General features: G+C 43.4%; 19 protein-coding genes. 11 read left to right on the top strand and 8 right to left on the bottom strand.

Going from position 1 to position 23,995, the window contains the following annotated elements; all coding sequences use genetic code 11:
- Window positions 1-11: 11 nt before the first annotated feature.
- From nadE to RUMAL_RS08340, 6 genes are all read right to left on the bottom strand, one after another.
- A complete protein-coding gene (gene nadE, locus RUMAL_RS08320) occupies window positions 12-761 on the bottom strand; it encodes an NAD(+) synthase (RefSeq protein WP_013498298.1) in 750 nt (249 codons plus the stop codon).
- Window positions 758-943, bottom strand: coding sequence for an NADAR domain-containing protein (locus RUMAL_RS22455; RefSeq protein ID WP_242837734.1), 186 nt, complete (start codon window positions 941-943; stop codon window positions 758-760). The genes nadE and RUMAL_RS22455 overlap by 4 nt, the downstream gene beginning before the upstream one ends.
- Window positions 861-1,175: an NADAR family protein gene (locus RUMAL_RS08325; protein WP_242837735.1), complete on the bottom strand. Its 315-nt coding sequence runs from the start codon at window positions 1,173-1,175 to the stop codon at window positions 861-863. The genes RUMAL_RS22455 and RUMAL_RS08325 overlap by 83 nt, the downstream gene beginning before the upstream one ends.
- Before the next feature lie 20 nt (window positions 1,176-1,195).
- Entirely contained in the window at window positions 1,196-1,954 is a 759-nt protein-coding gene (locus tag RUMAL_RS08330) for an NUDIX hydrolase (protein ID WP_013498300.1), read from the bottom strand.
- A 104-nt stretch (window positions 1,955-2,058) separates the two neighbouring features.
- The gene (locus tag RUMAL_RS08335; protein WP_013498301.1) at window positions 2,059-2,688 is read right to left on the bottom strand and encodes a hypothetical protein; all 630 of its coding nucleotides are present in this window, start codon (window positions 2,686-2,688) and stop codon (window positions 2,059-2,061) included.
- A 65-nt stretch (window positions 2,689-2,753) separates the two neighbouring features.
- Window positions 2,754-3,740 (bottom strand): hypothetical protein, encoded by a 987-nt coding sequence (locus tag RUMAL_RS08340; protein WP_013498302.1) that lies wholly within the window; start codon window positions 3,738-3,740, stop codon window positions 2,754-2,756.
- A 284-nt stretch (window positions 3,741-4,024) separates the two neighbouring features.
- Between RUMAL_RS08340 and RUMAL_RS08345 the strand changes: the two genes are divergently transcribed.
- Together RUMAL_RS08345 and RUMAL_RS08350 are read left to right on the top strand one after the other, a co-directional pair.
- Window positions 4,025-6,499 carry a right-handed parallel beta-helix repeat-containing protein gene (locus RUMAL_RS08345; RefSeq protein ID WP_013498303.1) on the top strand — a complete coding sequence of 825 codons (2,475 nt, stop codon included), beginning with the start codon at window positions 4,025-4,027 and terminating at the stop codon, window positions 6,497-6,499.
- 167 nt (window positions 6,500-6,666) lie between these two features.
- Window positions 6,667-7,764 (top strand): metallophosphoesterase, encoded by a 1,098-nt coding sequence (locus RUMAL_RS08350; RefSeq protein WP_013498304.1) that lies wholly within the window; start codon window positions 6,667-6,669, stop codon window positions 7,762-7,764.
- Between the two features lie 66 nt (window positions 7,765-7,830).
- On the opposite strand, the gene RUMAL_RS08355 is transcribed toward RUMAL_RS08350, so the two are convergent.
- Window positions 7,831-10,173 carry an ATP-dependent helicase gene (locus RUMAL_RS08355; RefSeq protein WP_013498305.1) on the bottom strand — a complete coding sequence of 781 codons (2,343 nt, stop codon included), beginning with the start codon at window positions 10,171-10,173 and terminating at the stop codon, window positions 7,831-7,833.
- Between the two features lie 242 nt (window positions 10,174-10,415).
- On the opposite strand from RUMAL_RS08355, the gene RUMAL_RS08360 reads away from it, so the two are divergent.
- From RUMAL_RS08360 to RUMAL_RS08405, 9 genes are all read left to right on the top strand, one after another.
- Complete coding sequence (locus RUMAL_RS08360) at window positions 10,416-11,750, top strand: hypothetical protein (RefSeq protein ID WP_013498306.1); 1,335 nt, start codon at window positions 10,416-10,418, stop codon at window positions 11,748-11,750.
- 490 nt (window positions 11,751-12,240) lie between these two features.
- Window positions 12,241-14,085 carry a ribonuclease J gene (locus tag RUMAL_RS08370; RefSeq protein ID WP_013498308.1) on the top strand — a complete coding sequence of 615 codons (1,845 nt, stop codon included), beginning with the start codon at window positions 12,241-12,243 and terminating at the stop codon, window positions 14,083-14,085.
- Between the two features lie 47 nt (window positions 14,086-14,132).
- Complete coding sequence (locus RUMAL_RS08375; protein WP_013498309.1) at window positions 14,133-16,172, top strand: DHH family phosphoesterase; 2,040 nt, start codon at window positions 14,133-14,135, stop codon at window positions 16,170-16,172.
- 4 nt (window positions 16,173-16,176) lie between these two features.
- On the top strand, window positions 16,177-16,623 hold the full coding sequence (gene rplI / locus RUMAL_RS08380; RefSeq protein WP_013498310.1) for a 50S ribosomal protein L9: 447 nt from the start codon (window positions 16,177-16,179) through the stop codon (window positions 16,621-16,623).
- Window positions 16,624-18,000 carry a replicative DNA helicase gene (gene dnaB / locus RUMAL_RS08385; protein ID WP_013498311.1) on the top strand — a complete coding sequence of 459 codons (1,377 nt, stop codon included), beginning with the start codon at window positions 16,624-16,626 and terminating at the stop codon, window positions 17,998-18,000.
- Complete coding sequence (gene tilS, locus RUMAL_RS08390) at window positions 17,990-19,324, top strand: tRNA lysidine(34) synthetase TilS (protein WP_013498312.1); 1,335 nt, start codon at window positions 17,990-17,992, stop codon at window positions 19,322-19,324. Before dnaB ends, tilS begins: the two co-directional genes overlap by 11 nt.
- A 104-nt stretch (window positions 19,325-19,428) precedes the next feature.
- Window positions 19,429-21,420 (top strand): ATP-dependent zinc metalloprotease FtsH, encoded by a 1,992-nt coding sequence (gene ftsH / locus RUMAL_RS08395; protein WP_013498313.1) that lies wholly within the window; start codon window positions 19,429-19,431, stop codon window positions 21,418-21,420.
- Between the two features lie 124 nt (window positions 21,421-21,544).
- Window positions 21,545-22,315, top strand: coding sequence for a TIGR00282 family metallophosphoesterase (locus RUMAL_RS08400; RefSeq protein ID WP_013498314.1), 771 nt, complete (start codon window positions 21,545-21,547; stop codon window positions 22,313-22,315).
- Between the two features lie 100 nt (window positions 22,316-22,415).
- Window positions 22,416-22,676 carry a stage V sporulation protein S gene (locus tag RUMAL_RS08405; RefSeq protein WP_028504201.1) on the top strand — a complete coding sequence of 87 codons (261 nt, stop codon included), beginning with the start codon at window positions 22,416-22,418 and terminating at the stop codon, window positions 22,674-22,676.
- A gap of 95 nt (window positions 22,677-22,771) precedes the next feature.
- On the opposite strand, the gene RUMAL_RS08410 is transcribed toward RUMAL_RS08405, so the two are convergent.
- On the bottom strand, window positions 22,772-23,968 hold the full coding sequence (locus tag RUMAL_RS08410; RefSeq protein ID WP_013498316.1) for an acetate/propionate family kinase: 1,197 nt from the start codon (window positions 23,966-23,968) through the stop codon (window positions 22,772-22,774).
- Window positions 23,969-23,995: the final 27 nt, after the last annotated feature.

Genomic DNA, 23,995 nt, shown 5'->3' on the forward strand with positions numbered 1-23,995 from the left:
TTATCATGAACTTATTCGGGGTCATATTCAAATTTCGGCATGGGCAGAAGCTTGTGCAGATTTCTTGCGTGCATACCGTCGATACGGGCTTTCAGCTCAGGCTTGTCGGAGAGGTCTGTCTCCTTTCTGATGTAGCTGTCAAGCTCTGCATAGGTAAATCCCAGATTGTCCTCGTCAGTCTTTCCGCAAAGACCGTCGATAGGCGTTTTGTGTGTAAGCTCGTAGGGGAGACCCAGCTCATCGCCAATAGCTATGACCTCACGTACACAGAGTTCGGAGAGGGGGCTGAAATCGCCTGCGGCATCACCGAATTTTGTGGAGTAGCCCACCCAGTCCTCGGACATATTGCAGGTGTTCACCACACGACCGCCAACACAGGCAGCAACTGCGTAAAGTGTGGACATTCTTATTCTCGGGGGAGTATTCACCCTAGCCTGCTCAGAAACTTCAAGAGCATTGCCGATCTCGCCCAGCAGTGCGGAAACTGTACTTCCCACGTTTATCTCGTAGCTTTTTATACCCAGATGTGAAACCAGTTTTTTGCTGCAGTCAATATCGAACTGCTCACCCTGTGGCATCAGCACACCGATAACTCTGTCCTTGCCCAGTGCTTCAACGCAAAGCGCTGCAGCTACGGAACTGTCCTTGCCGCCCGAGATACCGAGTACAGCCTTTGTTGTGGGGGTTGCGTTCGCCTCAAAATACTCTCTTATCCATTTGATAACTTCGTCCTTGACCTTTTTTGCATCGAAATTGCTCATAGTCTAAGCTCCTCTCTGACTTTCATAAATATTATACCAAGACGGTTCTCGCCCTGTCCGTTTACTTTTCCCCAGATCCGATCATTCCAGTCGTTGCCCTCAACGAGTTCTTCGCCACCCGTTGCCAGAAGCTTTTTCTGCAAGGTCTTTATTCTGCGTGAATTTTGCCTTGCATATCTCATACATCAGATCTGTCTTTACTTCTTCCCAGTCACTTCTCAGGCTGACTTTTCTCCCCGCCCTTTTTGCGGAGTCAGGGTCAAGTCCCGCGAAAGACCTGCGCTCGCTTTCATCGAGGGTCTTCATCGCCTGAAAAGCGGCTTCGTTATTAAGATAGGTGATACCCTCAAAGGTCACCTTGCTTTCGTAAAAATTGCTCAGGAAAAAATATTCGTCCGTGAATCTGTCTATCATACCGACACCTCTTTTTCGGGTCACGCCTTTCGGTAAAGCTTTGATGTCCTGTGTGCCGCGGCTTCATCGAAAAACTCTGTTTCCGTGAGCTTGCCTATCACTTTTTTCCTGAATCCCTGGGGGGAAATATGTATACCTGTGATGGCTTCATAGGGCTGCTGGAGGTCTGATATGGTAAAGTATTCTGGCATAAGTCCGAATATCATATCGTGGTTTATCACCTCGTCACGCAGTTTCAGGAATGCGTCTAGTATCATCTGACCATGATCGAATGCCAGTTTATCCGACTGCATACGACCGCATGAATACTCGTATACTATCATGCCATCATCGTGAAGTTTAAGCGAAAGCCCCTCATCGGTATCCGTGGCTTCAAGGTCGAGCCAGTGGGCTGATTCCGCATCCGAGCCTACCGCCGTGGATAGTTCGACCGTGTTTGTCAAAGCTATGAAACAGCAGGAGATTATCCATCCTCTCGGGTCGCGTTCAGGTTTGCTGTACACTCCCAGATTTATCAGCTTGGGTTCATTCACTCCCGCTTCCTCTTGCAATTCTCTGATGGCGGCTTCTTCTATGGTCTCACCCTTTCGCAGAAATCCGCCGGGCAGGGAATAGCTTCCCATGAATGGTTCTTCGCCGCGCTTTACCAGCAGTAGCTTCAGTTTTTTGCGGTCAAGATTTTTCTTGTCCTCAGCCTTGATACTGTCTATGCCGAATACCACAGCATCAGCTGCCACCGATGGTCTGTCATATTTTTCAAGTGAATACAGGTTGCTCACCTCTCATTGTAACTAAAAGATAATAACTATTGGTTTATTACAATATATCACATATAGACCTGTGTGTCAATATAAATATATTGCTATATATCAGAAAATTATTTTCACATCAGATTTCCGCCTGTTTTGTTTTTGTACATCTCATACAGGCTCTTGTTCTGATCTGCCGGATTGATATCAACGTCTTTAGCGTTATCTTTCCATTTATCACCATCCGGGAGTATGTTATAAGCGATGTTGTGCTGTACCCATTCATAAGCCATATCCCAGGGCTCTCTTAAACTTTCACCGTCGCTGCCTCGTACCGGGTGTATCGAGGCAAGTGCAGTGCATATTATTATCATATCCGCTTCGCTGGTTATTTTGTAAGAGTCGATTATTTTCCAGTTGTCGGGGGTGTATATGGCGTTGTAGGTCTCACCGTCGTATTGAAATGTGTAGTTTGTTCCCATGCCGTCGGTATCTGCAAGCTGTATATCCTCAGAGCTTATCAGTATACCCTCTTCCTCTTCGGCTGCTTCGTTCATTTCCGTTATAAGTTCTTCTGTAAGTTCAGCAGATGAACTGTCTTTTACGGGTATCTCTTTCGTATCCTGAACTTTTTTTTCACTGCTTCCTGCAGATACTTCTGCTTCAGATGAAACTTTATCCTTTGTTTTACTTTCACTGTTGTTATTACTGCAAGCGGTCAGCAGGGAAGCCAGCATCACCGCGAATATTATCTTCTTTTTCATTTTCATCTCCTTGTCTTTTAAAAAAAGCTGCCGCCCCTATGGCAGCAGCTTTGCTGTACTCAGTATTATTGATCTGATACGTCAGGGGTATCGTTACTGCTTTCTGTATCATATTTTACAGGTTCGGTATCAAGACCGGGATCATTTGTTTCCTCACAGCGAGCTGTGATATCATCGACTATCCGCTTGTATACCTTAAAGCTTTCATCGTAATATTTCTGTGCTTCTTCCTTGCTGAGCCCCATGGTATCCTGCGGTATCCTTATGGACATATGCACGTCATTGGGCATAAGCTCATATTTCAGTTCTTCAGCCATCACCTTTGAGTTGAAACTGAAACCGTCTTCGTCAATGTACTTGTTATCAGGAAAATCCTTGTCCAGGTCTTTTTTCATCACCGACATGAAATCGTCCTCGGTGTGTGAATCGGTAATGACTATCATTCCCTCGCCTGTCTGTATCTCAGCCAGGAATTTCTGGGTGTATGTGTTTTTGGTCACTGCATCCAGATTATTGCTTAGTGGTATTGGTATTATGCCCACATGAACATATCCGTTGCCGTCAATGTCATCGGTGTATTTTTCAAAAAATTCTTCAACTTCAGCGGTACGCTGTGTCAGGTCATTGTCGGTTATTACCATTACGCTGATATCGTCACGCTTCCTTGTAGCTTCGCTGTAGAACAGGTATCCCAGTACCAGCAGGGTTATAGATGAGAATATTATTATGAATTTATAGTGATACCAGAAATTTGCCACTGCTGCCATTCCGTGAGGCTTTTCGTATGCTTCATCCTTTTTTGTAAGCTCCGAACCTTCTTCGGAAGTCAGACCGGATTTCATTTTCAGTAGCTCTCTGCGTTCTTCCTCTATCTGACGGTTGCGTTCTTTTTCAGCCTCGCGCTCACGCTTTTCGCGCTTTGCTTTCTCAGCAGCAGCTTTTTCTTCAGCCTGCTTTTGTTTAAGCTTTTCTTCCTCCGCCAGTTTTTTTTCGTATTCATAGTCTTCTGAATCAATATTCATCTTGTTGATGTTGATATTTTTCTTTGCCATTCTGCACTGACCTTTCAATAAAATACATTAACTATTATACCCCTAATATATTAACTTGGTATTGACTATTAATGAACATAAACTTTGATTGCTTTAGTTCTTTCTTAACTATTAACAACAGTGAAGCTATTCGTTAAAATATATTACTTGACAAACGATGATACCGGTGTTATAATATATTTGTGTAACTATATTCACATATCTGCGTGACAAATATATACAAAAAATGCGCAGGCTGAGTGATATGATAATATGGAGAAGATAAGCGAAAGGATAGAGGCTTAGTGAACTTAAAAAGTTTGGTGCGCGTCTTGTCTGTGTGGACTGTTGCTTTTTCGGCAGCGGCTCTGCTTATGTCGGGGCGCTTTATACTTACCGCAAATGCCTACGATTACAGCGTCATAAGCGGCAGTCATGCTTCGGGTGCGAACATCAGCGGCTATGATTCAGCTATCGCGGTCAGTGTTACCGACCTTGGAGCCGACCCTACCGGCAAGAAGGATTCATCGGGCGCTATACAGAAAGCTCTTGACTATGCCAAGGATAAGGGCAGTGATTCTGTACAGGTTAAGGTCATAGTACCGGCAGGTACATACAGTATACATAAGTGTCTGTATGTAAGCTCGAATACATGGCTTTATCTTGACAATGCAACGCTGCGCAAGGATTTTTCGGGCGGTTGTCTTATAATGAACAACACTGCAGGTTACGGTGGTTTTGATGGTGCTAAGAATATCATCATCGAGGGCGGTTGCCTTGACGGAAATACAGGCGGCGGAAACGTCAAAGCGTTTTCTACTATACGTATGGGTCATCTGCATGACCTTTGGGTAAAGGATGTTGATTTCAAGGATAACTATAACTGCCATATGCTGGAACTGGGCGGTATAAAGAATGTTACTATCGAGGGCTGCAGTTTTCATGAGTATTACGGTCAGAAATATAAAGAGGCTATCCAGTTCGATATCCTGAACAATGTGAACCTCTTTTATGGCTATGAGCCATTTGATGATACACCCTGTGATAATGTTATAATCAGGAACAACAGTTTTTATGATGTTATGAGAGGGCTTGGTTCGCATTCGGCAACTGTAGGCAAGTACTATACCAATTTCTATATTGCTGACAATACATTCAATAATATATATGATACTGCCATAATCATGCAGAATTATCGCTGCTGTTCTATTGAAAACAATTCCATGACAAATGTTGGCAGCGGCATTGATTTCAAGAATATGACCTATCTTGAATACTCGGGCTATAATGCGCCTGTTGCAGGTTATGAAGGTGTTTACGACAGAATAAACGATTTTTCTGATATAGTTATAAGCGGAAACAGTATTTTCTCGGGATTTACCGGGTACTGTCAGAATCCTTTCGGTATAAACCTTTATGGCAAGCTTGTACAGAATACTGGTTTTCCCGACCATGACTACAAGGTGAGCGGTATTCATATAAGCTCAAATAATATTACCAGTGCCGGTGCTGCTGTACAGATGAATGATGCATCCGGGGTATTGGTAGACTCTAATATCATCAGTACCCCAACTGAAGGTGATAAGGTTGACAGCAGCCTTGTCAGTGTTAAATTTTCAAATAATGTCACAGTCAGCGGAAACAGTATCATAGGCAGTCCTTATGATTCCATATCCGTCCTTGGCGGTACCGGTGGGGTAGTAAAGAAAAATTCCTGCCTTAATAGTTCGGGCAACGGTATAACTGCTGATAAGAGCGCTGTGATAAATATATCTGGCAATACAATTGAAAATACTGCGCTGAGCGGAATAAGGATCACGTCAGGTGCTAAGGCTGATGTAAGTAAAAATACAGTGAAAGCAAGCCAGAACGGTGTAACTGTCGATGGTGCCAAAGGCGCAAACATAACCGATAATACCATTACAGGCTGTACAGATTCAGGTATATTCGCAGCAGAAGGTTCTTCTGCTTTTGTAAATGCCAATAACTTTACAGATGATAGTGTTAAATATAAAGGCTTGATATATGCTATGCCTGTTACCTCATTTTCGGCTGACGGTGTATACGGTGACCATGTACAGCTTTCATGGAAGAGCAAGGGTGGTTCGGACGGTTTCTCCATAAAGCGCAGACTTGCAGGCAGTGAGGAGGATTTTACCGAAGTTGCACAGGTAACGACACCCTCATTCTCTGATGAACATCTGCCTTCAAATACGGGTTTTGAGTACAGAGTGGATTCACTTCTGGATACAGGTGAAGCTGTAACAGAGAGCAGTTCGTCTGTTCTCAATATCAGGACAAGGGCATCTCTGAGCAATTGTACCTGCGATATCAGACCTGTTTATAAATTCAGCGGCAAGCGTATTGAACCTGATATCACCGTTACTCTTAATGGTGCTAAGCTTGTACGGGATGTTGACTATATCGTTAAGTATTTCAATAATATATCTGCAGGTACTGCTACGATCTCAATATCTGGCTGCGGACAGTATTTCGGATTCAAGGAATTTGAATTTGAGATAAAGCTTTCGGAGGGCTATGTTCTTCCCGAGAGTACTCCTGCAAATCTTAGCTTTATCGGTGACTACACTGAAAAATACGAAGTGCTTGCCATTGCTCCCGAACGCATCGGAGATATAGCGGCACCTGTTGCCAATCGTGAAAGCGACAGTCCTATCATAGGAGAGATAAATGCTGCTAAAAATACAGATGATCTCAGGATAGTATCACGCCGGCTGGTGACATCTGCAGTGCTTCCGGGCTTTGATCCCTGGTACTGATGACATATCAGTAGAAAGTATGCTGTAAATAAATATTGACCGCCTTATCTTGGGCGGTCTTTTTATTCCTAAAGATAAAAATTAATATATTGTGAATTGACAAATGCATTCTCATGTTGTATAATCGTAATAGTATTATGTTTTTTGCCTGATGAGCGGAGGTGCGTATGTTGCTTTGGATAGTATTGTTTGTAGCGGCAGGTCTGGGTGCTTTGCTTGCGCTTGTGTATCTTGTCACAAGGTTTCATAAATTTGGCTTTATGCAGAAGCTTGCTGAAAATCACAAGGGACTTTCATGGGCGTTGTCGGTATTGCCTGTTGGGGTGCTTGGCGGAACTGCTATGATCAATGTATATATATCAGTTATAGTCACGCTTCATCTTGCGCTTATATGGGCTTTGTGTGATCTGGTGACTTTTATACACCGTAAGCGCAGGCACAGCTGGTCATCACGATATATGACAGGTGTCGCAGCAATAGCCATAACGGCGGTTTATATGGGTGCAGGTTGGTTTTTCGCTCACCATGTATTTGAGACCGACTATCGACTTAAAACCGATAAGAATCTTGAAGGCTCGCCTCTGCGTGTGGCGCTGTTTGCCGATTCACATATAGGTGTGACATTTGACGGTGAAGGTCTTGCGAAAGAGATAGCACTTCTTGATGAGCAGGATCCCGATATTATCCTGATAGCAGGTGATTTTGTAGACGATGATACTAAACGTGTCGATATGGTACGTGCCTGCAAAGCGCTGGGTGAAACAAAAGCGAGATATGGTGTGGTGTATGCGGACGGCAACCACGATAAGGGATATGGTAACAGCCGTGATTTCACGATAGATGAACTTTATGCCGAACTTGAAAAGAATGGTGTTAAGATCCTCCGTGATGAAGTGTTTTCAGCAGAAGGGTTCAATATCATTGGCAGAAAAGATTATCACGAAACGGACAGGCTTTCGGCTGAAAAGCTTATGGAAAAAGCTGATAATGAAAAATATACAATAATGCTGGATCATCAGCCGCGTGATTACGAAGCTGAAGCTGCTTCAGAAGTCGATCTGGTACTGTCAGGACATACCCACGGAGGTCATATATTCCCCTCAGGTCTGGTCGGTCTGGCAATGGGCTTCAATGACAGGGTCTACGGAAAGGAAGTACGCAAGGATACTACCTTTATTGTTACATCGGGCATCTCGGGCTGGGCTATCCCTTTCAAGACCGGGTGCATATCCGAGTATGTTATCATTGATATCTATGACAGATAGCTGTAAATACTTTTTACTTTACATATAGCAACAGCCCACGGAAATGAAATCCGCGGGCTGTAATTATTATATCTTTTTTGGTTTTGCAAAATTAGCAAATATCTTTTTAGTGCCGACTTTTTCAAAGGCTATTTCCAGCATAGTGTCACCTGCCATAGGTGTTACACCTATTATCGTACCCTCACCGAACTTTTTGTGCATGACTCTTTCGCCTACACTGTAGGACTCAGCAGGTTCAGTCGGGGCAGCCTTTGCTGAATTAAACATTGCCATCTGTCTGCCCAGAGATATATCACCTGAACGTCTTGAACTTGCAGCGGTGTCAAGCTTTGGTACTTGCTTTTCAATATTCTCGGGTGGAAGTTCCTTTATAAACTGTGATTCACGGTTATACTGGGTGTTGCCGTACAGCATACGCTCACCTGCATAAATAAGGTGAAGCTGTTCCTTGGCACGGGTCATTGCAACATAAGCAAGACGCCGTTCTTCTTCGAGTTCGGCTTCACTGTCTCTGCTGCGGCTTGACGGGAATACATTATCCTCCATACCTGCCACGAAAACTACCGGAAATTCAAGACCCTTTGCAGCGTGCATAGTCATCAGTGCAACGTAATCGCTGTTTTCGTCGAGGGTGTCTATATCAGTATATAGAGCAACTTCTTCAAGAAAACCTTCAAGAGAGGGATCTTCTGCTTCTTCCTCGTACTTTGTCATTGTAGATTTCAGTTCCGCAATATTTTCAAGGCGCATCTCGCCCTCGACACCTTGCTGCTTCATCATAGCGCCATAGCCTGTTTTTTCAACTACCTCATCAAGCAGTTCGGGCAGGCTGGCTTCTTCGGAAAGATCTGTGAGGTCTTCGATCATGAACGCAAATTCAGTCAGTGCCTTTGATTTTTTTGCAAGAGGCACATATTCAGTGGAATGTGCCATAACATATATCGGATCCTCTCCGAGATCGGATGAAACCTGACCTATGGTACGCACTGTTGCATCTCCTATACCGCGTTTCGGTTCGTTGACTATCCTCTGTAGTCTGAACATATCCGCGTGATTGTTAATTACCTCAAGATATGCCAGGATATCCTTGATCTCTTTGCGGTCATAGAATTTCAGTCCGCCGAAGATCTTGTAGGGGATACCTGCTTTTATCATAGCTTGTTCAAGAGCGTTGGACTGGGCGTTCATACGGTAAAGTACAGCGTGGTCACCGAAACGTCTGCCGTTATCGTTGTTTTCACTTACTGTCTTTGCAATATAGGAAGCCTCATCACGCTCGTTCATTGACTTATGTACTATGACTTTGTCACCGTCGCCGCAGTCTGTCCACAGATTCTTGCCCTTTCTTCCAACGTTGTTGCTGATGAGCTTGTTTGCACAGGTCAGTATGTTCTGGGTCGAGCGGTAGTTCTGTTCCAGTTTTATAACGTCCTCGGGGCGGCATCCGAATTCATCTTCAAAGTTCAGGATGTTCTCTATAGTAGCACCGCGGAAACGGTATATGCTCTGGTCATCATCACCCACGACACATATATTTCCGAATTTTTGCGATAGCAGGGAAACCAGCCTGAACTGTACTCTGTTTGTATCCTGATATTCATCTACCATAATATACTTATAAAGGTTCTGATAGTGATCAAGTACATCGGGGCAGTTTTCAAACAGGGTAACGGTATGGCAGATGATGTCATCAAAGTCCATAGCATTGTTTGCCAGCAGTTCTTTCTGGTATTTTTTGTATATCTTTGCTACATTCATCCTGTAATAGTCGCCTGAAGCTTCCTTTGCAAATTCCTCGGGAGTTATCATTGAATCCTTTGCATGGGATATCTCACTCATTACAGTTTTTACAGGGAACATCTTTTCATCTATGTCAAGTGAACGCATGGCAGCTTTGATGACACGCTTTGAATCGTCGGTATCATATATGGCAAAGCTGGGGGTAAAACCTATATTACCGCACTCGCGCCTTAATATACGTACGCAGGCTGAGTGGAAAGTCGCAGCAACAATGCCCCTGCCTTCATCTCCGAGTATTTTTTCGATACGTTCTTTGAGTTCGCCGGCAGCTTTGTTGGTAAAGGTTATTGCCAGTATGTTCCACGGACGTACTTGTCTAACACCGATGACAGCGGCAAGCCGTTTGCCGTCATCTGTTCTGCCCTCAGCATAATCCTTGATAAATGCGGCTTCTTCGTCGGTGAAGATCTGCCCTGTTGTGTTATAAGCATCACCGAAATGGATCATATTTGCTATCCTGTTAACCAGTACAGTAGTCTTACCGCTGCCGGCGCCTGCAAGTATAAGCAGAGGTCCGTTTACGCGGAACACTGCCTTCTGCTGCATGGGGTTCATACGGCTGAAAAATCTTTCAAGAGCCTGTTTTTTTATCATATCGATATCTTTCATCTGTATACCTCCGTTATCTCAGACATATATTATAACACATCGACAGAGTTTTGAAAAGGGGTCAATTGAAAATTTTTGAAGCTTCCTTGTATGAGTACAATTATTTTCCCTTGTCTGATAAGAAATGATGATTTGCAATGAAATTCCATTGACATCAAAATGATATAATGCTATAATCATTTTAACACATTAGTATTCGCTTGATCAAAAGAATTATAATATGAAAAATAAGGAGTCTAGTAATGGGCAGATCACTTAACATTAACCATGTACTTAATGCTGATAAGCTGACAAAAGCGCAGTTCAAAAAGCAGTTCACTGATATGATGAAAGCGAAAGGCTATACTTCCGCCAAGGAAGAGGATGCTGAACTTTGCTATGAACTTGTCTTTTCGGCTGACAGAAAATGGGTGACGATACTTTTCGAGGACGACACCGAAGCCAAAAATAAAGCATCAGCCTTCGCAAGAGATCTGGGTATGCAGGTTCTCAGTGTTGAACTGGTAGACAGCGATTTTGCCGAACTTACGCTGTTTGGTTTAAACGGCGCACCTGTCGATACCATGTTTTTAGGCGAACCATACTTCGATGAAGTGCCCGAGCCCTCGCCGCTGAAATGGCAGACCATGCTCGGTATTGACTGGGCAAAAGTCGAAGAGATACAGCAGGGCGATCACACATTTGCAGAAGATGCACTGTGCGAGTTTGGCGAAGTCATCGGGTGTGAGAATATTCTGGCGGATTACTACTGTGTTTCCGGCAATGCTGAACGGCTTTTTTTCAAAAGGGCAGGAAAGAAGAAACTTACACTGGATTCGGCATATAAACAGATATTTGGTGAAAAACTGATACCCATAGGATTTAAATACATAGGTGGAAGATCTTTTGTAAGAGTGATCAATAATGAGATAATACAGACAGTTTCCTTTATTAAAGAAACTACCATGAGAGGGTATTTTTTTTCTGATGGTAGTGATGTGAGATACAATATCTACTATGGAGTATCTTCAATTTATAGCAATAATTTATTAATTAAGCCAGATTCTTGTTGCTCTGGATTTGAAACACTTTGCCACTGTTATATTAGTAATTATTGTATATATGGACGTAATGATGAATATTTAAGGCAAATTAAAGAGTTCTATTTCAAATCATATGAACAAAAATCATTGCTTCAATCCATGAGTAATGCTTTGAATGTGTTTGAAAAGATCGTTTTACCTTTATTTGATAAAAGTTTGGATCTCGAATCGACATTATATTATTTTGATAACATATCAGTTCCGAGTTTTTCAAGAGCATTATATCTTAAACTTGATGATCCAAAAGCATTTTTTGAAAAAATAAAGGAAAGAAAGATACAAGAGTTGGAATACTCTATTCAAAATGGATTGAATCAAAAAGTTCCCGAAAAATATGATGAATATATTGAAAAAATTGAAAAAAGAATAACTGATTATCTAAGTTTTATTGATGAAACTAAAAAAGATAAAAACGAATACAACAATAAAAGAGAGAGATTAAGTAATAATAGGGAATGTAATCTTGAAATAATAAAACAACAAATAAATAGGTGAGATAATATGATTAAAAATAAACGAATATTAAAATTTCTAGCAAGCTTAGTTGTATGTGCCTATATTTTTACAAATTCAGGTATAATACTAGGTGAAGCTTTTTTTGAAAATCTTGATAATTATGATGACTACGATCTATTGACCTTGATGATCGAGTTTTTGCAATACAGGAAGTATAGCACTTGACATTCAGTCAAAAATAGAGTAAAATATAATAAGATATTTTTGTTCGGATAATATTCCGCCTGTAATATGGCGGACAAAGTCAGCGGACTCATCTCAGCTTTCATTTATCTAGGGGTCATCCATTCACCCAAGACCGCTGCCCATGCCCTTATAGATATAGGGACACACCTATCTAACGGAAAAATCAAATAACGGACGGGAAACGTTTTCCCGTGGGAAAGGAGCTTTTTGCGCCCTTTATGCTCTTGACGGCATTTTTTTGTGCTGTCTTGCGGCTGTATATGGGTGCGCATTTTTGCAGACTATGAATAATAACAATTCTAACAACGGTAAAAGAAAGGCATCAAAACGATACGTACAGGGAAAAGGCAAACTCAGAGGTGTTCCTCTTGACAGAAAGAACGGAAACAAGCAGGAGGCAGACAGTTCCAGGACGAAGCTTCGTCCGAATAACAGGCAGCAGCGCAGCAATAAAGAAGCTCAGCGCCGTACCCCTGTAAAAATCATACCTCTTGGAGGACTTAACGAAATAGGCAAGAACTTCACGGTTATCGAATGCTCAAACGATATGTTCGTTATCGACTGTGGTCTGGCTTTCCCTGACAGTGAGATGCTGGGTGTTGATATCGTTATACCTGATTTCACCTATGTTGAGAAGAATCTTGAAAAGATGCGTGGTGTGGTAATAACTCACGGTCACGAGGATCATATAGGCGGACTTCCGTACTTTCTGAAGAAATTCCCCGGTGTTCCTGTTTACGGTACAAGACTTACTGTCGGACTTATTGAGGGCAAACTTCGTGAGCATGGCTTGCTGGATAGTGTAAAGCTTAATACCGTGACACCTCGTCAGACCATAAGGATGGGCTGTATGGCGGTGGAATTCATCAGGGTCAACCATTCTATACCCGATTCTGTGGGCATGGCTATACACACACCGGCAGGTGTTCTTATCCATACAGGTGACTTCAAGGTAGACTATACTCCGATAGAAGGCGGTATAATCGATCTGCCCAGATTTGCAGAGCTTGGCAATAAGGGCGTACTTGCTCTTATGGCAGACTCTACAAACTCCGAACGCCCGGGGTATACCGCCAGTGAACGCAAGGTGGGTGACAACCTGGAGATGCTGTTTTCAAAGGCTGAGGGCAAGCGAATAATCATAGCGACATTTGCTTCAAACATCCACAGGGTACAGCAGATAATCAATAATGCTGTCAATACAGGACGTAAGGTCGCTGTATCTGGCAGGAGCATGGTGAACGTTATAAGTGTCGGCATAGAACTGGGATATCTTAAAGTACCTGACGGTGTACTTATTGATATTGATATGATAGGAAGATATCTCCCGGATCAGATAGTTCTTGTGACAACAGGCAGCCAGGGTGAGCCTATGTCTGCCCTTTCGCGAATGTCCATGAACGAACACCGCAAGGTCAGCATAACTCCACAGGATTTCATAATAATCTCAGCTAACCCCATACCCGGCAACGAAAAACTGGTAACAAGGGTAGTCAATGATCTTATGAAGCTGGGCGCTGAAGTCGTATACGAAAAGATGTACGAGGTACACGTTTCGGGTCATGCTTGTCAGGAAGAACAGAAGCTGATGCTTTCCATAACCAAGCCCAAGTTCTTTATACCAGTTCATGGTGAATTCAAGCATCTGATGAAGCATAAGCAGACCGCCATGAGCGTGGGTATACCCGAGGAAAATATAATAATTGCCGGAATAGGTGATGTTATAGAAACTGACGGTGTGGATATGAAGATTACGGGTGAAGTTCCTGCAGGCAAGGTCCTTGTTGATGGTCTTGGCGTCGGTGATGTAGGCGCTATAGTACTGAGAGACAGAAAGCATCTTGCTGAGGACGGACTTATAATCGCAGTTGCTACAATAGACAGGTCAGTAGGCGAGATACTTGCGGGTCCCGATCTTGTATCAAGGGGATTTGTGTATGTGCGTGAGAGCGAGGAGCTTATGAATGAAGCAAAGGAACTGCTCACAGAAACGCTCCAGAGCTGTCTTGACAGCAATATGCATGAGTGGAACGCTATCAAGGGCAAGATGAAAGATAATCTTTCCGATTTTATTTTCGGCAAAACAAAGAGAAGTCCGATGATATTGCCCATAATTATGGAAATATAACTGCTGTAAGAACAAGCAAAGGGACTTTGTAAAGGAGTTGACAGGCAGTGAAAAAGAACAAAAGCTTTCTCGTGCTTTTGTCGGTGACGATGGGTATCATTTCACTGACATCGCTGATAGGAGCTTTTATGCTGCGCTCGACCGAGGAAAAAAAAGGTGCGGGAAGTGTACTGATACTTATATGTGTAGTAGGTGTCATGCTGCTTTTGCTGGAGGCTTTCATCTTCAGAAATCAGACAACTAAATACACTACAAAGCTGGCTACTCAGCTTATAAGGACACAGCGCGATTCAATGCTGCATTTTCCGGCGCCATGTGTTATACTCGACAGCGATGAAACGATCGTATGGTACAACAGGCTGTTTGAAAGACAGGTGTATTCCGAGGATTCCTACGGAGATCATCTGGAAAATATAATGAATATTGATCTTGATCGTGCCTTTGAGGATGATGGCTGTCAGATATGTGTCAGGAAAAGGTACTATGTTGCCAAGGCTGTACGCACAGATCTTAAAAACGGTCTATCAATGGTGTATTTCAAGGATATAACAGATTATACCGAACTGAGATATGACGCATATCAATCTCATAACAGCGTAATAATTATAGTTATTGATAACTATGATGCTCTCATGTCTGATATAAGAGACAGTGAGAAGGCTCACGTAGCAGTTGAGATAGAGAAGCTTATGGAAAGCTTTCTTGAGGATACTAATGCTATTGCCAAGAAAGTTTCTGATGATAAGTTCTATGTATTTATGGAGGAGAGATACCTCGCAAGGAAGATAGAGAACAGGTTCAGGATACTGGAAGAGGCAAGACAGATACGCATTGGCGGCAGATCCAATGTTACACTTTCTATCGGTATCGGAAGAGAAGGAAAAGGTCTGGAAGAATGCGAGAAGCTGGCTAAACAGGCGCTTGAACTTTGTCAGGGACGAGGCGGAGATCAGGCGGCTTACAGAGATAACGGTGAGTTCAGATTCTTCGGCGGCGTTTCTACCGGTGCAGATAACAATAACAGAGTCAAGATAAGGATATTTGCTGAAACATTACTTGAGATCATTAAGCCCGGAAGTATTGAAAGTATGGGCAATTACAGGTCTGACAGCGATGACGGACAAGGCTTCCGCCGTGTGCTGATAATGGGTCACAGATTCGGTGATCTGGACAGCATCGGTTCAGCTACGGGTCTTTGCTGTGCTTTGAGAAAGCTGGTATCCGAGTGCTTTGTTGTGGTAGATAAGGAAAAGAACCTTGCCAGATCGCTGATAGACTATATCGACGATAATGAGCAGGATATGGCTTACTATATCACTCCTCAGCAGGGTCTTGACAGACTCGACAGCGATACTCTGGTGATAGTGGTCGATACTCACAATCCGGAACTTGTCGAATCCAGGGAAATGATAGAACGTGCTAAGAATATAGTTGTCATAGATCACCACAGGCGAATGGTAAACGGCATAGAACCGTTGATAGCACAGTGTCTGGAACCCGGCGCTTCGTCGGCAGCTGAGCTTGTAACGGAGATAATAGAGATGTGGGGTGACAGGACTTCCATTGATGCACGAGCTGCAGAGGCACTGCTTTCGGGTATTATGCTTGATACCAAGTATTTTGTTATGAAAACAGGCGTTACTACTTTTGAAACGGCTGCTTTCCTTAAAAAGATGGGTGCGGATACAATAGCTGTAAAGCAGATGTTCGCAAACTCCATCGAAACTTATCACGAGAAATCCAAGATCATCAATTCGGCTGAGATATACCGCAAATGCGCCATAGCAAGGGCTGACGGCAGTTTTACCAATATCAGGGTCGCTGCATCGCAGGCGGCTGACGAAATGCTTGGCATAACAGGAGTATGCGCTTCGTTTGTTATGTATAAGCAGGGTGATACTGTAAATATCTCCGCGAGAAGTATGGGCAGGTTCAATGTCCAGGTGATCATGGAGGCACTGGGCGGCGGCGGACATCTTACGATGGCTGCGGCTCAGATAAAGACCGATATCGAATCTGCGGACAAGCAGCTGAGAACGGTCATTGATGAATTCATCAATAATAATGTTGATCAGAAAGGTGTGTAAAAAAATGAAAGTTATTTTACTTAAAGATGTTAAAGGTTCGGGCAAGGCGGGAGATACCCTTAATGTAGCTGACGGATATGCAAGAAATTTCCTGTTGGCAAAAGGTCTGGCTGTTGAGGCTAATTCAAAGAACCTCAATGATCTGGCAGGCAAGAAGGCTTCTGCACAGCACAAGATAGATGTTGAAACAGCAGACAATAAGGCTATCGCAGATAAGATAGCAGATAAAGAAGTTGTTATAAAGGCAAAGGCAGGTCAGGGAGGAAAGCTGTTCGGTGCAGTTACTTCAGGCGTTGTGGCAGATGCCCTTAAAGATCAGTACGGTGTTGACGTTGATAAGAAAAAGATCGCGCTGAGTACAGATATCAAGGCTTTCGGTGATTTTACTGCCGCTGTTAAGATGTCCCACGGTGTATCCTGCAGCATCAAGGTCAAGGTAGTGGAGGAATAAATGGCTGACATTAGCGATTTCAATGCTGTCAGCGGTTCTGATCTTCCGGGCAGGGCTCTGCCGTACAGCCAGGAGGCTGAGGAAGCCGTAATAGGATGTATTCTTCTTGATCCTGTAGAATGCCGCGAAAAGGCGATGGAAATGCTCAAACCCGAGCATTTCTACCGTCCGAAGCATCAGCAGATATTCTCCGTTATGATGAGGATGTTCACCACAGGTAAAGCGGAGGATATAGTTACTGTTGTTGATGAAGCCGTAAATGAGGGCATATTTGAAAACTCATCAATGGCGATGAAGTACCTCTATGGGTTGATGGATAATGTACCTTCAACCAAGAATATAGAGAGCTACTGCAATATAATCCTGCAGAAGGCTCAGCTTCGCTCACTGATGAATGTAGCAAATGAGATAATCGCAAGCGTTGGTGACGGTGCTTCTGATCCGAAAGCCTTGCTTGACAGTGCTGAGCAGAAGATATTCAGCATAAGACAGGGCAGAGATCTTCAGGGACTTACCAGGATAAGTGATGTTATTGTTGAGAATTTCCATCATCTGACAGAAATATCTGGTCCCGATGCAGAAAAGCATCAGGGTGCGAGATCTGGATTTTCTCAGCTTGACCACGTTACTACCGGTCTTCAGAAGACGGACCTGATAGTGCTTGCAGCAAGACCTGCGATGGGTAAGTCGGCTTTCGCACTGAATATCGCCGTTAACTGCTGCAAAGCCACAAAGAGGGACGTTGCCATATTCTCACTCGAAATGGGCAAAGAACAGCTTGTGGGAAGAATGCTGGCTTCCGAGGGTAAGGTTAACAATACTCTGCTCAGAAACGGTGAGATGAAGGACGAGGACTGGACCAAGCTTGCTGAGGCTGCAGACGTTCTTTCACAATTGCCTATATATCTCGATGATGGTGCGGGCGGAGTTACAGTACCTCAGATGAAAGCAAAACTCAGACGTCTGAATAATCTGGGTCTTGTAGTCATAGACTATATACAGCTGATGGAATCGCCTAACAAGCACAGCAGCCGTGTTAACGAAGTTTCTGAGATAACACGTCAGATAAAGCTGATGGCTAAGGAACTTAGTGTACCTGTCATCGCACTTTCACAGCTTTCCCGTAATGCGGAGAAGCGTGACGATAAGCGCCCTCTGCTTTCTGACCTGAGAGAATCAGGATCTATCGAGCAGGATGCGGATATCATACTGTTTCTGTACCGTGATGCTTATTATTCCGATTCAAAGGAAGATCAGACGGTGGCAGAATGCATTGTTGCCAAAAACAGACATGGTCAGCTTGGTACGATAAAACTCAGCTGGATAGGCGAGTACACATTGTTCAGAGGATTGGAATTCAGAAAAGATGAAAAGTGATCTTTCAGACAGAGTTAGACGAACTATAGAAAAGTATCATATGGCTGAAAAGGGCGAGCGCTTGTTGATAGGGCTTTCGGGCGGGGCAGACAGCGCTGCGCTCCTTTTGTGTTTGCATGAGCTTGGGTACGATATATGTGCGTGTCATGTCAATCACTGTATACGCGGTGAAGAAGCAGATCGTGATCAGCATTTCTGTGAAGAATTGTGTAAAGGTTTGAATATTGACATTACTGTTAAAGTAGTAGATGTTCCGGCTTATTGCAGGGCTAATCCCGTATCTGAAGAAGAGGGCGCAAGGTTGTTAAGATATAAAGCTTTACAGGAAATCAATGCAGATAAAATCTGCACTGCTCATAACCTTGACGATTGTCTTGAAACAACTCTGTTCAATCTCGCAAGAGGTTCGGGCCTTAAAGGGATAGCTTCGATACCGCCTGTAAGGGAGAATATAATACGTCCGCTGATAGAGTGCAGCCGTGCAGATATTGAAGCTTATCTGTTTGAAAAAGGACAGAGTTTTGTTACTGATTCAACTAATCTGCTTGATGAATATTCCCGTAACAAGCTGAGGCATAAGGTCGTTCCTGTAATGCGTGAGATAAATCCTTCGCTGATGGATACATTTGCCAATACGCTCGGCTTTCTCCGTGAGGATAGCAGATTTCTTGAAAAAATGTCTGATGATGCTTTCGCAGAAGCTGTATACAATGACGGCTTTTCATGTAAAATGATAAGAAAGCTTGATTACCCGATCAGGCGAAGGGTCATTATGCGTATACTGGCTAAATATGATGTCGAGGTCAGTCAGGATAAAATAGAGATGATAGAACATCTCATCTGTAATGGTGGAAAAATATCTGTCAAGTCAAATTGCTTTGCATATACAAAGTCGGATACTCTGTATATTTATTCAGAAAACAGTGATCTTAAAATATGTTCAGATGATCAGGTAAAAGTTTCTGAAGGAGTTATCTATTGGCAGGGACGAAATATCGAATTCCGAATTATAGAAATTGACGGGAAATTTGAAAATGTTAATAAAAAGTTTGCAAATTCCTGCTTGGATTATGATAAAATAAAAGGTGTTATTGTGTTAAGAAAACGCAGGGCTGGAGATAGGATACGTCTTGTGAACCGCGAACACAGCTCTGATGTCAGGGTACTGATGAAACAGGCTTTTCCCTTACATAAGCGTGACAGCGCAGTGCTTCTCGCTGATGATGAGGGTATTGTCCTTGCAGAGAATTTCGGTGCAGCTGACAGAGTAAGGATAGACAGCACAACGCGAAGAGTATTGACTTATGAAGTTATTTCAGAATAACTCCATATCTTGACATTACTTTCACGCTGTTTTCACAGAGAGGGTCTATAATTATCTGATAAAGCAGTTTATAACACAAATTTAGAACAAAAGGTCGTGATATATTGAAAAACGGAGGAAGATCTCTGCTGATCTATCTTGTAGTTTCGATCTGCATAATAACAGGTCTTGTCTATATGCTGATGAGTATGAGTACCAAGAGTGATGAAGTAAAGTATTCCGAGGTCATGAGTCATTTTGATAAGCTGGAAGTCAGTGAATTCAAGCTTGATCTTGGTTCAGGTGAGCTTAAATATAAGCTCAAGGAAGATCCAGAAACAGAGATCGAATACAAAGTGCCAAACGTTTCACTGTTTGTGAATGAAGTTCTCGGCGGTGAGGAAGCAGTAAATTACCGTAAGAGGTATGATGCTGAGAATCCCAAGGAACCTCTGGAATACGACCTTGTGCCAATATCCGACAACAGCTTCTGGCTTAATCTGATCCCCACATTCCTTATGCTGGGCGTTATGATATTCTTCTTTGTATTTATGATGAAGAGTGCCGGTGGCGGAAAGATGTCCGGATTCGGAAAGACTAATGCAAGGCTCGCACCCAGCAGCAAGAAAGCAACTTTTGCCGATGTTGCAGGTGCTGACGAGGAAAAGGAAGAACTAAAGGAGATCGTTGATTTCCTGAAAGATAACAGAAAGTATGCTGAGATAGGCGCGAGGATACCCAAAGGCGTTCTGCTTCTGGGACCTCCCGGTACAGGTAAGACACTGCTTGCAAGAGCTGTTGCAGGTGAGGCGAACGTTCCTTTCTTCTCAATATCCGGTTCAGACTTTGTTGAGATGTTCGTCGGTGTAGGTGCATCCCGTGTACGTGACCTGTTTGAGCAGGCGAAGAAGAGTGCTCCTGCTATCATATTTATTGATGAGATAGATGCTGTGGGCAGACAGAGAGGTGCAGGTCTTGGAGGCGGTCATGATGAACGTGAGCAGACCCTGAACCAGCTTCTCGTTGAGATGGACGGATTTGAGGATAACGAGTCAGTTATAGTCATGGCCGCTACAAACAGACGTGATATACTTGATCCGGCTCTGCTCAGACCCGGCAGATTTGACAGGCAGATACTTGTAAACTATCCTGATATCAAGGGCAGAGAGGATATACTGAAAGTTCATACAAAGAATAAGCCTCTTGCACCTGATGTCAGTCTTGAAACTATAGCTAAGACTACTGTAGGATTTACAGGTGCCGATCTTGAGAACCTTGCAAATGAAGCTTCACTGCTGGCTGCAAGGAAGAATAAGAAAGCCATTACCAAGGCTGATATGGAAGAAGCAGCTATAAAGGTAGTTGCAGGTCCTGAAAAGAGATCCAAGGTAATTACCGAGGATGAGAAGAAGCTTACTGCTTACCATGAGGCAGGTCATGCTATATGCACATTCTATTGTCAGAAGCGTGATAAGGTACATCAGGTAACTATCATACCGAGAGGTCAGGCTGGCGGCTTTACTATGAGCCTTCCCGAAAAGGATAAGACCTATGTCAGCAAGAATGAGATGTATAATAACATCGTTGTACTTCTTGGCGGACGTGTTGCTGAAAAGCTGATACTTGATGATATCTCTACCGGTGCTTCAAACGATCTTGAAAGAGCTACTTCTACTGCAAGGAATATGGTTACAAGATACGGCTTTAGTGATAATCTCGGACCTGTTGTATATGGTCAGGGTGAACATGAAGTGTTCCTTGGCAGGGATTATACAAATACTCCAAGCTATTCCGATAATGTTGCTGCTGAGATCGATAACGAGATCAGAACGATCGTTGAGAATGCCTTTGAGCAGGCTGAAACTCTGCTGAAGGAGCATATAGATCAGCTGCACTTGGTAGCTCAGTACCTTATTAAGAATGAGAAGATCGACGGCGAGAAATTCGATAAGCTTATGAAAGGTGAGCTGCTTGACGATGAGCCTGTGAAAGAGGTCAAGGATAGAATCGATGATATCACCGATAATTCAGAAGTTAAAGATACCGTTGATGTGGTAGATATTTCTGATGATCCTGATGTTTCTCTTGAAAAAGTTAATAAGGACAGCATCGAATAATAAAACATTCAGCCGATATCGTAAAACGGTATCGGCTTTTTTGTTTGCAGCTATTGCTTTTTTTATGGGAATGCTGTATAATAATATAAGCCTTTCAGGCAATTATAATAGAATGAGGTATAATATGAACCTTTTATTTATCGGAGATGTGGTAGGTTGTTCCGGAACAGATTTTCTGGAAGAACAGCTTTATAAACTTAAAAGAGAGTATGATATAGATGTTACAGTAGTCAACGGTGAAAATTCTGCTCAGGGAAACGGGATAACACCTGAATCCTTTGAGAGGTTTATGCGGATGGGTGTTGATGTTGTCACTACAGGCAACCACTGTTTTCGCCGCCGCGAGATGGTTGATCTTTATGACAGCAGCGAGTTCCTGATACGTCCTGCAAATTTTCCCGATGGGGTTGCAGGCAGGGGAGTGGCTTACATTGACCTTTGTCCTGTGAAGATCGCAGTGGTGAACCTTATGGGAACTATGTATATGGAAGCTCTTGACAATCCGTTTACCGAGATAGATGAGATACTCAAGAGTATCGACACACCGAATATTTTTGTTGATTTCCATGCTGAGGCAACCAGTGAGAAAAAAGCTATGGGTCATTATCTTAAAGGTCGTGTTACAGCAGTACTTGGTACTCATACCCATGTGCAGACTGCTGATGAAGTCATACTGGGCGGGCATACAGCTTATATAACCGATGTTGGTATGACAGGACCTGAGCTTTCAGTGCTTGGTGTTGACAGTGATATCGTAATCGAAAAGTTCAGATACCACAAGCCTGTTAAGTTCACAGAGAGTGATTCTGCGTGTTTTTTGAATGGAGTAGTGGTCAGTTTCGATGAAAAATCGGGAAAATCTACAAATATTATAAGGGTTATTAGTCGCAAGTAACAAAAAAGAAAAATCCCTATTGCAAAAATTACCATTCTGTAGTATAATGGTATTACTGTAAAGTGTAAAATCTTGTTTTTGGGAAAAGGAGGTATAGATGGTGGAAGTTTTGAAAGTTTCATCACGATCTGCACCTAATTCTGTAGCAGGCGCTATTTCTGGCGTTATAAGAGAGCAGGGCTCTGTTGAAGTCCAGGCTGTCGGTGCTGGCGCTGCAAACCAGGCGATCAAAGCAATTGCCATTGCCAGAGGTTATCTTGCACCTGTTGGGATAGATATGGTCTGCGTTCCTGCATTCGCTAATGTCGTTATAGACGGTGAAGAGAGAACAGCTATCAAGCTGATCTGCGAACAGAGATAATCGATTACAGCACGGAGATTTCTCCGTGCTTTTTATTTTATGAATAAAAACTCCCCTGCGTGTTATCACACAGGGGAGCAAACTTTTATGCTATATTACTTTGAGATAAGTGCAAGAGTATCTCTTGCGATGAGAAGTTCCTCGTTTGTGGGTATAACATATACCTTTACCTTTGAATCAGCAGTGGAGATCTCTACCAGCTTGCCGCGGCAGTTGTTCTTTTCAGCGTCTATCTTGATGCCCAGGAAATCCAGACCCTCACAAGCGTCAGCTCTTACCTCGGGAGCATTCTCACCGATACCGCCTGTGAACAGAACAGCGTCAACGCCGCCCATAGCAGCAGCATAAGAACCGATGTACTTCTTGATCTGATATGTCAGCATCTCATTAACAGCCTGAGCCTGCTCATTACCCTCAGCAGCAGCCTTCTGGATATCTCTGTTATCTGAGCTTATGCCGGATACACCCAGGAAACCTGACTGCTTGTTCATATAAGCTGTCATCTCATCTGGAGTGAAGCCTTTCTTCTTAGCTACGAACTCAACAGCAGAGGGGTCAACAGCACCGCAGCGTGTACCCATTACCAGACCGTCCAGAGGAGTGAAGCCCATGGAAGTATCAACGGACTTACCGCCGTCAACAGCAGTGATGGAAGAACCGTTGCCAAGGTGGCAGGAAACTATCTTCAGTTCCTCGGGCTTCTTGCCCATTACCTTAGCCAGCTCGCCGGAAACGAATCTGTGAGATGTACCGTGGAAGCCGTACTTTCTTACGTGCAGATCCTTGTAGCACTCATAGGGCAGACCATAGAGGTAAGCCTTTCTGGGCATAGTTGCGTGGAATGCAGTATCGAATACAACTGCCTGAGGTGTGCCCTCGGGAAGAACTGCCTTACATGCTCTCAGTGCCAGTGCGTGAGGATGATTGTGAACAGGTGCCAGTTCAGCCAGGCTGTCGATCTTGTCGATAACTTCGTCGGTAACAGCGCAGGTCTCTCTGAATATCTCAGCGCCCTGTACTATTCTGTGACCTACTGCTGAGATCTCGTCCATAGAATCTATAACTTTTGTCTCACCGCTTGTCAGTATCTCAACCAGCTTCTCAAAAGCTTCTGTGTGGGTAGGGAAATTGCAGTCAGCTTCATAGCTTCTGCCGTCACCTGTCTTGGCGCTGACATGACCGTCGATACCTATACGGTCGCAGTTACCCTTTGCAATAACACTTTCGTCCTCCATGTTCAGCAGCTGATATTTCAGCGAAGAAGAACCTGCATTTACAACAAGAATTTTCATTGGGAAATTCTCCTCTCAAATATAAAT

The sequence above is a fragment of the Ruminococcus albus 7 = DSM 20455 genome, from assembly GCF_000179635.2.
Lineage (GTDB): Bacteria > Bacillota > Clostridia > Oscillospirales > Ruminococcaceae > Hominimerdicola > Hominimerdicola alba.

What these genes read in the sequence shown, in the direction of transcription:
- nadE (WP_013498298.1), bottom strand. Translation starts at nt 761, where the DNA reads ATGAGCAATTTCGATGCAAAAAAGGTCAAGGACGAAGTTATCAAATGG.
- RUMAL_RS22455 (WP_242837734.1), bottom strand. Translation starts at nt 943, where the DNA reads ATGAGATATGCAAGGCAAAATTCACGCAGAATAAAGACCTTGCAGAAA.
- RUMAL_RS08325 (WP_242837735.1), bottom strand. Translation starts at nt 1,175, where the DNA reads ATGATAGACAGATTCACGGACGAATATTTTTTCCTGAGCAATTTTTAC.
- RUMAL_RS08335 (WP_013498301.1), bottom strand. Translation starts at nt 2,688, where the DNA reads ATGAAAAAGAAGATAATATTCGCGGTGATGCTGGCTTCCCTGCTGACC.
- RUMAL_RS08340 (WP_013498302.1), bottom strand. Translation starts at nt 3,740, where the DNA reads ATGGCAAAGAAAAATATCAACATCAACAAGATGAATATTGATTCAGAA.
- RUMAL_RS08350 (WP_013498304.1), top strand. Translation starts at nt 6,667, where the DNA reads ATGTTGCTTTGGATAGTATTGTTTGTAGCGGCAGGTCTGGGTGCTTTG.
- RUMAL_RS08355 (WP_013498305.1), bottom strand. Translation starts at nt 10,173, where the DNA reads ATGAAAGATATCGATATGATAAAAAAACAGGCTCTTGAAAGATTTTTC.
- RUMAL_RS08360 (WP_013498306.1), top strand. Translation starts at nt 10,416, where the DNA reads ATGGGCAGATCACTTAACATTAACCATGTACTTAATGCTGATAAGCTG.
- RUMAL_RS08370 (WP_013498308.1), top strand. Translation starts at nt 12,241, where the DNA reads ATGAATAATAACAATTCTAACAACGGTAAAAGAAAGGCATCAAAACGA.
- rplI (WP_013498310.1), top strand. Translation starts at nt 16,177, where the DNA reads ATGAAAGTTATTTTACTTAAAGATGTTAAAGGTTCGGGCAAGGCGGGA.
- dnaB (WP_013498311.1), top strand. Translation starts at nt 16,624, where the DNA reads ATGGCTGACATTAGCGATTTCAATGCTGTCAGCGGTTCTGATCTTCCG.
- tilS (WP_013498312.1), top strand. Translation starts at nt 17,990, where the DNA reads ATGAAAAGTGATCTTTCAGACAGAGTTAGACGAACTATAGAAAAGTAT.
- RUMAL_RS08400 (WP_013498314.1), top strand. Translation starts at nt 21,545, where the DNA reads ATGAACCTTTTATTTATCGGAGATGTGGTAGGTTGTTCCGGAACAGAT.
- RUMAL_RS08410 (WP_013498316.1), bottom strand. Translation starts at nt 23,968, where the DNA reads ATGAAAATTCTTGTTGTAAATGCAGGTTCTTCTTCGCTGAAATATCAG.